Annotated in this window: 13 protein-coding genes; 11 read left to right on the top strand and 2 right to left on the bottom strand. The window is 68.1% G+C overall.

All coding sequences use genetic code 11. The annotated features are described in order from the left end of the window. Positions 1-86 precede the first annotated feature (86 nt). Positions 87-482 (top strand): RidA family protein, encoded by a 396-nt coding sequence (locus tag ACFOW8_RS23915; protein WP_378553698.1) that lies wholly within the window; start codon positions 87-89, stop codon positions 480-482. Positions 483-545: 63 nt separating this feature from the next. Here ACFOW8_RS23915 and ACFOW8_RS23910 read toward each other — a convergent pair whose 3' ends face one another. Both ACFOW8_RS23910 and ACFOW8_RS23905 read right to left on the bottom strand, forming a co-directional pair. Beyond that, complete coding sequence (locus ACFOW8_RS23910) at positions 546-1,496, bottom strand: oxygenase MpaB family protein (protein WP_378553697.1); 951 nt, start codon at positions 1,494-1,496, stop codon at positions 546-548. 27 nt (positions 1,497-1,523) lie between these two features. Continuing rightward, on the bottom strand, positions 1,524-2,687 hold the full coding sequence (locus ACFOW8_RS23905; protein ID WP_378553696.1) for a thiolase family protein: 1,164 nt from the start codon (positions 2,685-2,687) through the stop codon (positions 1,524-1,526). Between the two features lie 356 nt (positions 2,688-3,043). Between ACFOW8_RS23905 and ACFOW8_RS23900 the strand changes: the two genes are divergently transcribed. The 10 genes from ACFOW8_RS23900 to ACFOW8_RS23855 all read left to right on the top strand — a co-directional run bounded on the left by ACFOW8_RS23900 (position 3,044) and on the right by ACFOW8_RS23855 (position 12,065). Then, positions 3,044-3,268: a hypothetical protein gene (locus ACFOW8_RS23900; RefSeq protein ID WP_378553695.1), complete on the top strand. Its 225-nt coding sequence runs from the start codon at positions 3,044-3,046 to the stop codon at positions 3,266-3,268. After that, the gene (locus ACFOW8_RS23895) at positions 3,268-3,453 is read left to right on the top strand and encodes a hypothetical protein (RefSeq protein WP_378553694.1); all 186 of its coding nucleotides are present in this window, start codon (positions 3,268-3,270) and stop codon (positions 3,451-3,453) included. The genes ACFOW8_RS23900 and ACFOW8_RS23895 overlap by 1 nt, the downstream gene beginning before the upstream one ends. Positions 3,454-3,537: 84 nt before the next feature. Then, positions 3,538-4,347, top strand: a complete 810-nt coding sequence (locus ACFOW8_RS23890) for an MlaE family ABC transporter permease (RefSeq protein ID WP_378554652.1) — start codon at positions 3,538-3,540, stop codon at positions 4,345-4,347. Position 4,348: 1 nt separating this feature from the next. Further along, a complete protein-coding gene (locus ACFOW8_RS23885; protein ID WP_378553692.1) occupies positions 4,349-5,212 on the top strand; it encodes an ABC transporter permease in 864 nt (287 codons plus the stop codon). A gap of 9 nt (positions 5,213-5,221) precedes the next feature. Next, a complete protein-coding gene (locus tag ACFOW8_RS23880; RefSeq protein WP_378553691.1) occupies positions 5,222-6,640 on the top strand; it encodes an MCE family protein in 1,419 nt (472 codons plus the stop codon). Positions 6,641-6,642: 2 nt separating this feature from the next. Next, positions 6,643-7,665: an MlaD family protein gene (locus ACFOW8_RS23875; RefSeq protein ID WP_378554651.1), complete on the top strand. Its 1,023-nt coding sequence runs from the start codon at positions 6,643-6,645 to the stop codon at positions 7,663-7,665. Further along, a complete protein-coding gene (locus ACFOW8_RS23870) occupies positions 7,662-8,675 on the top strand; it encodes an MCE family protein (protein WP_378553690.1) in 1,014 nt (337 codons plus the stop codon). The genes ACFOW8_RS23875 and ACFOW8_RS23870 overlap by 4 nt, the downstream gene beginning before the upstream one ends. 14 nt (positions 8,676-8,689) lie before the next feature. Then, positions 8,690-9,775 carry an MCE family protein gene (locus ACFOW8_RS23865; RefSeq protein WP_378553689.1) on the top strand — a complete coding sequence of 362 codons (1,086 nt, stop codon included), beginning with the start codon at positions 8,690-8,692 and terminating at the stop codon, positions 9,773-9,775. Further along, positions 9,772-10,884 (top strand): MCE family protein, encoded by a 1,113-nt coding sequence (locus ACFOW8_RS23860; protein ID WP_378553688.1) that lies wholly within the window; start codon positions 9,772-9,774, stop codon positions 10,882-10,884. Before ACFOW8_RS23865 ends, ACFOW8_RS23860 begins: the two co-directional genes overlap by 4 nt. Next, complete coding sequence (locus ACFOW8_RS23855; protein ID WP_378553687.1) at positions 10,881-12,065, top strand: MCE family protein; 1,185 nt, start codon at positions 10,881-10,883, stop codon at positions 12,063-12,065. The genes ACFOW8_RS23860 and ACFOW8_RS23855 overlap by 4 nt, the downstream gene beginning before the upstream one ends. Positions 12,066-12,080: the final 15 nt, after the last annotated feature.

Genomic DNA, 12,080 nt, shown 5'->3' with positions numbered 1-12,080 from the left:
TCCCGGCCGGCGCGGCGGCGATGTCACACTCGCCGCCGCGCCGTCGTCTTCTCTGCGCACGCCCGTCTACGCAGAGGAGTTCCCCCATGTCCGTGGTGATCAGCAACCCGTCGCAGCTGCACGACCCGACCGGGTTCGGCTACAGCCATGTCGCGCGGGTCAGTGGTGAGCTGGTGCTCATCGCCGGTCAGTACGACTCCGACGGTGCGGGCCATACCACCACAGCGGATTTCGCCGGTCAGGTCGACCGCGCCTTCGCCAACCTCGGTATCGCGCTGCGCTCGGCCGGAGCCGACTACCCGCAGGTGGCGCAGCTGCGCACCTTCATCGTCGACCACGACGAGGCCAAGCTGGCGATTCTGGGTGCCAAGATCGCCGAGATCTGGGGCGATCGCCCGCCCGCGCAGACCCTGCTCGGGGTCGCGGCGCTGGCCCTGCCCGGCATGCTGTTCGAGGTCGACGCCATGGCCGTGCTCGGCTGAGCCCCGGTTCGTGCACTCGCCGCCCCCGGCACGGCGAGTGCACGACATCGGTACCGCGTGGCCTCAGATGAGGGCCTTCTGTTTGCGGATGCGGCGGCGCACGTCGCGGATCATGGCGTGGGTGCCCGCGAAGCGGATGAACTTGGGAATGAACCGGTTCACGAACCCCACGAACAGGAACAGATGCTCGAACCGGCGCTGATCCGACGCACTCCACGCCACCCCCATCTGCTCGCGGAAATGCGGTGGCAGGAATCCGGCGGTCAGGAATTGCAGCAGTCCGCCCGCCACGATCCGCAGCGACCAGTGGACCATCCGCAGATGCAGCAGATCGTCGATGTAGGCGCGGAAGTCGTCGTCGCACACCACGCCCTTGCACGCTTCGAGCCAGTAGGCGTCGAAGTCCGCGCGGGTCTTGGGCCACATGTCCGGGTGCACCTGGAGGGTGGTGCCGAAGGTGTCGGCGCCCTGATAGAACGCCTCCAGTTCCTCGGCGGTCATCTTGCCGTGCAACAACTGATGGGCGTCTTCGAAGCCGATGTAGATGGCCGCGGCGACATACATCTGCAGATGGCGGTCGAAGGCGTTGTACTTCACCTTCGAGTCAGGGCGTGACCGCACTTGGCGGTGCGCGACGTTGACCGCCTCGCGCATGGCCTTCTTGTCCTCGTCGGTGCCGAGCACCGCGGTGGCGAGATAGGCCGAGGTCGTGCGCAACCGCTTCCACGGATGCACCATCAGCGCGCCGGATTCGACCTGACTCTCCATCACACCCGCCGCGACGCCCTGGTGCGCGAACTGCATCGCCACATTCGCCGCCGCGCCCGCGAACATCCAGAAGTCCAGCGCGTCGGCGAGCTGGGCCGGCTTCTTCCGGAGTGACCGGTAGGTGTCGGGAATGTGGATGCGCACCCGGTCGAGAGTCAGTTCCGGTGCGGCCGGGTCCCGATCGCGCGCGGATCGCCACTGTGGCGCAGGGCCTTCGGGGTCGCCTGGTCTGGTTGCCGTGGTCATCGTGTTCCTTCCGCTGGAGATCGCGCGTCACAGCCGTTCGATGATGGTCGCGTTGGCCAGTCCGCCTGCCTCGCACATCGTCTGCAGGCCGTAGCGCCCGCCGGTCTGTTCCAGGTGATTGACCATGGTGGCCAGCAGCCGCGTGCCCGACGCGCCGAGCGGGTGGCCGAGGGCGATCGCACCACCGCGCGGATTCACCCGGTCCGGGTCGGCGCCGAGTTCGTGCTGCCAGACCAGCGGTACGGGCGCGAACGCTTCGTTCACCTCGAAGGTGTCGATATCGTCGACGGTCAGCGACACCCGCTCGAGCGCCTTGCGTGTCGCCGGGACCACCGCGGTGAGCATCAGGGTCGGGTCGTCACCGACGACCGCGAAGGAGTGGAAGCGGGCACGCGGGCGCAGACCCAGCCGGGTCGCCATCGACTCGCTCATGATCAGCGCGGCCGACGCGCCGTCGGTGAGCGGCGAGGAATTGCCCGCCGTCACCGACCAGTCGATCTCCGGAAAGCGCTGCGCCATAGCCGGATCGGTGAATGCGGGGCGCAGGTCCGCCAGCCCGGCCACGGTGGTGCCCGGCCGGATCGTCTCGTCCGCGGTGAGTTCGCCCGCGGCAACCAGCTCGGCGTCGAACCCACCCGACTCGGCGGTGGCGGCCGCCAGCCGATGCGAGCGGGCGGCGAACTCGTCGAGGCTTGCGCGGTCGAATTTCCAGCGCGCGGCGAGAATTTCGGCGGCGACGCCCTGGCCGATCAGCCCGTCCGGGTAGCGCGCGGCGAGCGGGCCGCGCAGCGAATCCTTGCCCTGGGTGTTGGAGAACATCGGCGCCCGGCTCATCGATTCCACGCCGCAGGCGATCGCGATGTCGTAGGCACCTGCGAGCACGCCCTGGGCTGCGAAATGCACGGCCTGCTGGCTCGACCCGCACTGCCGGTCGACGGTGGTGGCAGGCACCGATTCGGGCAGACCCGCCGCGAGCACCGCGGTGCGGGAGATGTTGTTGGCCTGCTCGCCGCTCTGGGTGACGCAGCCGCCGATCACATCGTCGACCAGCGCCGGGTCGATGCCGGTCCGCGCGAGCAACTCGGCAAGCACCTCGGCCAGCAGCGTGGCCGGGTGCACCGACGACAGCCCGCCGCCCGCCTTACCACGTCCCGAGGGAGTGCGAACCACATCGACGATGACTGCGGACATCGTGTTCCTCCTGCACGGTCGCCGCCGGTCGGCGACCTTGGGCGCTAAGTTACTGACAATTCTCGCGCCTGACAACCAGGCTCTCGACCACGGCATCGCTCGATGGACAGCGCGGCGATACCGGGCTATGTTACCCGTAATTCTCGTCACATCAGCGAGAATCTGTAGTAACTTACCGAGTGCCCGCCGCGGATGATCCCGATCATCACACGGCGGTCACGGGTAAACGGGGCGGATCGACTGGATGTCAAGCACCCTTCCCCGAGAATGCCCGGCAACATGATTCGACTGTCAGCGCGCATCGGCACCCGCCGTGCCGCCGGACGGTCCCGCAGGAAGGAACACCGGTAACCGCGATGCTGCGACGACTGGACAGGTTTCTCAGCTATGAGATGAAGGTGTCCGAATTCCTCGGCACCCTCATCATTCTCGGCATCCCCTATGGACTCGTCGGGGTTGTCTGGACCCTCACCCACACCAGCCATCTCGGCGATCTGCACGGCGTCGACCTGGTGGTCTCGTTCCTCGGGTCGATCGTCTGCTGGCCCGTGCTCATCTTCGCGAACGTGACGATGACCTGATGATGGCGCTGGTCTGGGTCATCGATCTCGTGGTGATCGTCATCAAGATTCTGGGCGGCCGCACCCGGGTGAATCCGCTGCTCCGGTTCGGCATGTGGCTCGCCGTTCTCTGCGTACTCGCGCTGGGCATCGCGGCCGCCGTCGGCCTGATCGCCCTGCTCCACCACTGGCTGAGCACGCTCTAGCCGGCGCGCACCACCCCCGAAGCAAGAAAGGATCGGTGCAGCGTGACGCCGCAACCGGCCACCGAACCGTCCGAACTCGGACGGATCATCGACAGTGCCACCGGGCTCTGGCGACGGCACCCCCAACAGTCGGTCGAGACACTCGGCCGCCAGGTCCTGCTCGGCCGGGCCGCGATCGCCGCGTTGTTCTGGTCGCTGGTGCGCAGGCGATTCCCGTTCCAGGAGTTCGTCAAGCAGTGTGCGTTCATGGCCAATGTCTCCGCCCTGCCAACGGTCTTCGTCGCCATCCCGGTCGCCGTGGTGGTCTCGATCCAGGTCGGCGCGCTGGTCAACCAGGTCGGCGCCACCACCTTCATCGGCGCGGTGGCCGGGCTCGGCATCATCCGGCAGGGCGCGCCGCTGGTGACCTCGCTGATGATCGCGGGCGCGGTCGGTTCGGCGATCTGCGCCGACCTCGGCTCGCGCACCATCCGGGAGGAGATCGATGCGATGAAGGTGATGGGGGTGGATCCGGTCCGCAGGCTGGTCGCGCCACGCCTGGCGGCCGCGGTGCTGGTCAGCATGCTGCTGTGCGGGTTCATCGTCTTCGTCGGCTTCGCCACCGCCTATCTGTTCAACGTGTACGCCCAGCACGGCACGCCAGGGTCGTTCATCGCCTCGTTCGCCTCGTTCGCCGTCGCCAACGATCTGCTGGTCGCTCTCTTCAAAGCGGCGATCTTCGGTGCGCTCACCGCGATCATCGCCTGCGATATCGGGCTGCACACCAAAGGCGGGCCTGGCGGGGTGGCCAACTCGGTCAACTCGGCGGTGGTCACCTCGGCGCTGATGCTGTTCGCCACCAACATCATCGTGACCCAGCTCTACAACATCTTCTTCCCCGCGAAGGTGGTCTGAGATGGCTGCCGAATACGTTCCACCCGCGCTGCGCCCGGTGCGCGCGCTCACCGAGACCGCCAAGCTCCCGGTCCAGGCCAATGAGCGCATCGGCCACCAGGCCATCGTGTTCTTCCAGGCGCTGCTGGCCATCCCGTTCACCCTGCGGCACTACCGCAAGGAAGTCGCGCGGCTGGTCGCCGATGTCGGCTGGGGCAACGGTTCGCTGATCGTGGGCGGTGGCACGGTCGGCGTGGTGATCGTGCTGTGCGCGTTCGGCGGGATCACCGTGGGCGTCGAGTCCTATACCGCGCTCAACCTGCTCACCATGGGCCCGCTCACCGGGGCGATCTCCGGTTTCGCCACCACCCGCGAGATCGCACCGATCCTGGGCACTCTCGCCTTCGCCATCCAATCCGGGTGCCGGTTCACCGCCCAGCTCGGCTCGATGCGGATCTCCGAGGAGATCGACGCGCTCGAGTCGATCGCCATCAGGCCGCTGCCCTACCTGGTGACCACCAGGATGATCGCGGCGACGATCACCATCGTCCCGCTCTACACCCTCGGTCTCGCGGTGGCCTACATCGCAACCAAGCTGTCGGTGCTGTTCCTCGGCGGAACCACCGCGGGCACCTACGACCACTACTTCTTCCAGTTCCTGCTGGGCGGGGACGTGTTCTTCTCCCTGCTCAAGGTGATCGTCTTCGTGCTGATCGCGGCCTTCATCCAGTGCTACTACGGCTACGTCGCCACCGGCGGACCCGAAGGGGTCGGGGTGGCGGCCGGGCGCGCGATCAAGATGGTCATCGTCGTAATGGTCTTCACCAATCTGTTTCTCACCCTTGCGATCTGGGGCATCGACCCCGGATTCCGAATCTCGGGATAGGTCGATCGGATGATTCTCGATCCCAGCGGCCGCGGGCCCAAGCCCGCGCAGCTCACCCTCGCGGGGGTGGCGGTGATCACCGCGTTCGTGGTCGCGCTGTATCTGCTGGCACTGCGCTACAACGGCGAATTCGAAAAGACCGTGGTGGTCGGCGCCGAGCTGACCAGCACCGGCGACGGGCTACCCCAGCGCGCCGACGTCAAGTTCCGCGGCATGATCGTCGGCGCGGTCGGCGCGGTGGAGGTGGTGGCCGCCGGCGAGCGCCAGTACGCCACCTTCGAATTGAAACCCGGTCTGGCGGAGACGATCCCGGACACGGTGACCGCCAGGGTCGTGCCCGACAACATCTTCGGAGTCTCCTCGATCCAGCTGGTGGACAACGGCGCCGCCACCTCGACCCTGCGCGCGGGCGCCACCATCGCCGAGGACACCAGCGAGGCCACGATCCAGTTGCAGAGCACCCTCAACACCCTGCGCGAGGTGCTCTCGACGATCCAGCCGGAGAAGCTGGGCCGGGTGCTGGCCACCCTCTCGGCGGCACTGGACCCGAACGCGCGCGTGCCAGGGTCCACCGTCGAACGGCTCGATACCTGGCTCACCACGGTGCACGCGATCCCCGAGATCGGCACCCTGCTCGGCGATCTCGGCAGGGCGACGACCGCGCTGAGCCAGTCGGCACCGGAACTGGTCGGCGTGCTCGCCGATTCGGTCGACTCCGCGCGCACCCTCAACGAGCACCGGGCCCAGCTGGTCGAGCTGCTGGTGCAGGGCAACGGCACCGTGGACTCGGTGAACGCGCTGTTCGCGGCGAACCCGGATTCGGGCAAGGAGCTGGTCGCGGGCCTGGACGGGCTGCTCGGCGGCATCGCCGAGGACCCCGGCGCGCTGGCGGCGACGGCGGCCAACCTCAACACCTCGTTCCGGAAGTTGCAGCAGGTGTTCACCTTCGGTCCGCGCAAGCAGATGACCTGGCGGATGGACGTGACGTTCACCCCGTTCCAGCAGTACACCGCCGCGGACTGCCCGCACTACGGCACCATGACGGGCCCGCGCTGCGGTGGCCCCACCGTGCCCGAAGTAGCACCGCCGCAGGAGTATCCGGCCTCGATGCTGCCCGGATGGCTCGACGCCGCAGGCCCGCGGCCGGTGGCACCGACACTCCAGGTCCCCGCCTTGCCGGCGATCACCTTGCCGACCCTGCCGGGACTTCCCGCGATTCCCGGTCTCCCCGCCATCCCCGGGATCACCGCCCCGGCCGCCGCGGTCGACCCGGCACCCGCCGCCGGTCCGGCCACGCAGCCGCGGCTGACCGGAATCGCCGCGGTCTCCGCGCTGGTCGGCGGCACCCCGACATTCAGTCAGTTCCTGCTGCTCGGGTCGATCCTCGGCGACGCCGCGGTGGTTCCCGACACCGAAGGTGGTGTGTGACAGTGAAATCCACCAAGGCACTGCTCGGCTTCAGCCTGTTCGCGGTGCTGGCGACCGTGCTCACCGCCACGATCTGGTCGACGCTGCAACGCAGCGTTCCCGGCAATACCTCGAGCTATTCGGCGGTGTTCACCGATGTCCTCGGCCTGCGCGTCGGCGACGACGTGCGCATGGCCGGGGTGCGGGTGGGCCGGGTCGACGAGATCGACTTCACCGACGATTACCGCGCGCGGGTCGACTTCCGCATCGAGGCCCGCCAGCAACTGACCGACACCACCGAGGCCCTGGTGCGGTACCAGAACCTGATCGGTCAGCGCTATGTCGCGCTGGTGCCGGGTGACGGCGGCGGCGCGGTGATCCCGCCCGGCGCGCAGATTCCGCTGGACCGGACCGAACCGTCCTTCGATGTCTCCTCGCTGCTGTCGGGGTTCGAGCCGCTGTTCAGTGTGCTACAGCCGGACCAGATCAATTCGCTGTCGGAGACACTGATCCAGGCGCTGCAAGGCAACGAGGTGTCGCTGTCGGCGTTGATCACCCAGGCCGCGCAACTGGCCGCCACCTTCGGCGAACGGGATCAGATCCTCGGCGATGTGCTGAGCAATCTCAGCTCGGTACTGGCCGGGCTGGCCAATCGCAGCGGCGAGCTGGAAACCCTCATCACCCAGACTCGCGCCCTGATGGACGGCCTGTACGCCGAGGGCGAATCGTTGAAGAGTTCGGTGGAGCGGGTCGCCGGCGCCACCGATTCACTGGTCTCGCTGATCGGCGCGGTCAAGCCGGGGATGGCCCAGGCGCAGCAGAACGCGACCACCGGCGTGCTGATGCTGCTCACCAACGGCGCCGCGCTGGACCGGATGGCGGTGGAGATGCCCGACTTCCTCAACGGCGTCGCCCGGTTCACCCAGTACGGCACCTACGGCAACGCCTATATCTGCCGCCTCGACGTCTCGCTGTGGGGCGTTCTCCTACCCGAAGGCCTGTTCTCCCAGGTCGGCGGCAACTCGCAATCGGGGGTGTGTCGATGATCAGACCACGTTTTCCAGGATTCCTGCGACGCAACCGGCATCTGCGCCTCGGCCTGCTCGCCGGCGCGTCGGTGCTGATCCTGCTCGGCGCGTCCAGCCTGCTCAGCCAGATCCGGCTGGGCGAGGTCACCGTGCACGCCGAGTTCGCCCAGGCCGCGGGCCTGCGGCCGGGCGCGACCGTCGATATCGCCGGGATCGAGATCGGTGCGGTGCGGGCGGTGACCCTGGCGGGCGACCGGGTGGACGTGGCGCTGCGGATTCGCCACGACATCCGGCTCGGGGCCGACGCCCGCGCGGCGATCAAGATGTCGACCATTCTGGGCAGGCTGCACATCGAGCTGACCCCCGGCGACGGAAAAGGCCTGCCCGGCAATCGGATCGGCCTGGAGAACACCTCGGTGCCCTACAACCTGAGCAAGGTCATCCAGGACCCCACCTACACCTCCTCGTTCGAGCGGATCGAACGCATCGACCCCGACAAGCTGCGCACCGCGCTGGATGTGTTCAGCGCGCAGCTGGGTGACTCACCGCCGATGGCGGTGCAGGCGCTCGACAGCATCGGCGCTCTCGCCCAGGTGATCAACGCCAGACGCGACGAGGTCGACGCCCTGCTGAAGAATATGGACCAGGTCTCCCAGCTGGTCTCGGACAACCGCAACAGTGTCCTGCTGCTGCTCACCAGGGGCGAGGCCATCGGCGCCGCCGTCCAGCAGCGCCAGACCCTGCTCACCCAGCTGCTCGACAATGTCGCCGAGATGTCGCGGCTGCTGCAGGAGATGGGCATCGAGAACAACGGTGAGCTCGGCCCCCTCATCGCCGACCTCAACACGATGTCGGACGGGCTGACGAAGAACAAGGAGAACCTGGACCGGCTCTACGAGATCACACCGGTCACCTTGCGCCAGTTCAACAATCTGCTCGGCAACGGCCCCTACGGCGAGATCTGGGCGCCGTGGATTCTGCCGGACAACTGGCTGTGCTTCGCCCAGGCCGTACAGGGGTGCAACTGATGGGAATCCGACCGATGAGCAAGCTGGCGGCGCTCTGTCTTGCCGCGTTCCTGGCTTCGGGCTGTGCGCTGCTGCCCGACAGCGTCACCGGGGTCGGTGACCGGGTACTGAGCGAACGCAAACGCATCAGCGCCGATTTCGAGTCCGTGGCCGGGCTGTACCCGGGTAACGAGGTCGCGATCCTTGGCGTGCCGGTCGGGGTCGTCGATTCGGTGACACCGCGCGGCAGCTTCGTCGAGGTGGTGATGTCGGTGGACCGGGACGTGCCGATCCCCGCCGACGCCATGGCCGCGCTGATCTCCCCGCAGCTGATCACCAACCGCCATGTCGAACTCGCCCCCGCCTACCCAGGCTCCGGACCCGAACTCGCCGACGGCGCGCACATCCCGCTGGCCCGGACCAGGACGCCGGTCGAACTGGATCGCATCCTGGCCAACTTCGATCAGCTGGGCGAGGCGCTCAAGGGCAACAGCGAAGACGGGCCGATGGCGAGCCGGGTGCTTTACCCGCTGCTCGACGGCAACGGCGACCGGCTGCGCGAGACACTCGACGAGCTGTCGGCGGCCTTCGAAGTCACCATCGCCAACAAGGACCAGATCGCCAACACCATCGTGAAACTCGGGGAGATCACGCAGATCATCGCCGAGAACGACCAGACGGTCCGCGATTTCAGCGGCAGGCTCACCGAACTCGTCGCGCTGTTCGGCGAGCAGTCTCCCGGCCTGCAGGCGGTGCTCGCCCAGCTCGACGCGTTCATCACCAACACCTCCTCGGTCGTCGGCGAGAACGAGGACCAGCTCGCGGGGGCACTCACCAAGTTCGTCGCCATCGCCGCCCAGATGCGGGCCAATGCCCGCAATCTCACCGAGATCGTCGATGTCGGGCCGCTGATGTTCCAGAACTTCGACAACGCGATCAGCCGGGAACACCAGGCGCTGCGCCTGCACGGACTGCTCGACAAGATCGTGCTCGACAGCGAGGCCATCGCGGTGTTCTGCGAACGCGTCCAGATGCGTCTCGACGGCTGCCGCACCGGCAAGATCTCCGATATGGGCCCGGATTTCGGGCTCACCGCCGCACTGTTGGGACTGACGCGATGACGCTGCGCACCGCCATCGGCGCGGCCTGCTGTGCCGCCGCCGTCGCCGTTTCCGCCAGCGGCTGCGCCGCGACCGTGGCCGAACTGCCGATGCCCGAACCCGGCATCGGCGGCCCCGGCTACACCATCCACGCCACCTTCCGGGACGCGCTCAATCTGCCCGACCGCGCCCACGTGCGGATCGGCGGCACCGATATCGGGGTGGTCACCGACATTTCCACCACCTCGTTCCTCGCCGATGTCGAAATGCTGATCCGGGCCGACATCCAGCTCCCCGCGGGCACCACCGTCGAGCTGCGGCAAGCGACCCCGCTCGGCGACATCTTCGTGGCGATGACCCTGCCCACGGCGGCGGCCGCCGGACCGCCGCTGCGCGATGGCGCGACCATCGGCACCGAACACACGGCGTCGGCGGCCTCGGTGGAACAGCTGATGATGTCGGTGTCGATGCTGATCAACGGTGGCGGGCTCAATCAGGCCGCCAGGGTGACCGCCGAACTCGACTCGATCTTCGCGGGCAAGGCGCCGCAACTGCAGCACCTGATCGGCGAGATGACCGCCGTGATCACCGCGCTCAACGAACGCACCGGCGACCTGGACGCGACGCTGCACGGGCTGTCCGTACTCACTGGCGAATTGTCCAGGCGCAAAACCGAACTCGGTGCCGCCGCGGACAGCTTCCCGCAGCTGATCGGGCTGTTCGCCGAGAACAACCAGGCCATCGTCGATCTGATCGACAAGGTGGCGGTCACCATGGACGCGCTCGGTGATTTCAGCCGCACGAACGGGCCGCAGTTCGTCAGCCTGTTCCAGAGCATCCAGGACCTGATGGCGGGATTCGTCGGGATGGGCGATGACCTCCCCGGCGCGCTCGACGGCTTCCACGCGATCTATCCGTCGGTGATGGACAGCATGCGCGGCCCGAACCTCTCCGTCGGCGCCGTGTTGTCCTACCTCGACATCGGCGCGATCACCGATCCGGCGGGCAGCCGCTGGCCCGACGGCACCGACATCCCGGCCTTCGTCGGCAGCCTCACCGATGTGATCGCCAAGGTCACCGGTCGTCTCAACAGCACCCCGCAACAGCCGCCGCAGGAGGGCCCGCGATGAATTCTCCGTTGTGGCAGTGGCTGGTTCGCCGGCGCATCGCGGTCGCCAATGCCGGGCTCGTGGTGGTCATGGCACTGGGCAGCCTGTATCTGGGTGGTGCGGTCCTGCGGCTCGACCCGACCAGCACGCGATACGCCGTCACGGTCGAGCTGGCCACCTCCGGCGGCCTCACGGTGGGCAGTGACGTGACCTTCCGCGGTGTCCGGGTGGGGCGGGTCGGTGACGTGCGCGTCGACGGTACCGGCATCGCGGCGGTGGCCGAGATCGACGAGGGAACCAGCATTCCGGTCGGCGGCACGGTGGCGGTGGCCCGGTTGTCGGCCGCGGGTGAGCAGTACCTCGACTTCCGCCCCGACTCCGACACCGGCCCCTACCTGCGCGACGGCGCGGTCGTCGCCCGCACCGACACCACGGTGCCGGTGCAGGTGCAGTCGGTGCTCGGGAACATGGCGGGGATGGTCGGCGGGATGAATCCCGAGCGGCTCAATGTGATCGTCGACGAGCTCGACAAGGCACTGGCCGGTGGCCCGGACGGCCTGCGCAATATGATCTCCGGCCTCAGCCGCGCCATGGCCGGACTCACCGACCTGCTCCCCCAGACCGAGCAGCTGCTGCGCAATCTGCAGGTGATCGCCGCGACCACCCAGCACGCCCAACCCGACCTCGGCACCATCACCGCCGCGGGTAGCGCGCTGTTCCAGCAGTTCAGCGCCGCCGACGCCGAGCTGCGGCACCTCCTGGAACAGGGGCCAGGCAGGCTCGCCACCCTCGGCGGGTTCCTGTCGCGCACCCACGATCCGGTCACCGACCTGGTGACCAACTTCGTCGCGATCACCCGGGCGGCGAAACTGCGTCAGCCCGCGATCGAGCTGCTGTTCCCGACGCTGAGCCGCTTCGCCGAGGCGGTCGGGGTGCCCGCCCACGACAACGCCTTCTTCACCCTCGTCGACCCGTGGCCGCGCCCGACCTGCGACTACGACACCGTCCCGATCGTGCCGACCACCCCGACCACCGACACCAGGGTGCGGCTCTACAACTACTGCGTCACCGACAACCCGGCGCTGCAGATCCGCGGCTCGGCCAACGCGCCGCGACCCCCCGGCCCCGACAACGGCGCCGGGCCGCCGCCGGGAGTCACCGGCGACGAACTGTCCCAGCCCGCGGTACCCGCCCCGAGATAGCAAGGAGCCCGACGC

Source organism: Nocardia rhizosphaerae (assembly GCF_042650365.1).
GTDB classification, from domain to species: domain Bacteria; phylum Actinomycetota; class Actinomycetes; order Mycobacteriales; family Mycobacteriaceae; genus Nocardia; species Nocardia rhizosphaerae.
The sequence above is the reverse complement of the archived record's forward strand: the minus strand, read 5'-3'. Positions and strand labels throughout refer to the sequence as shown.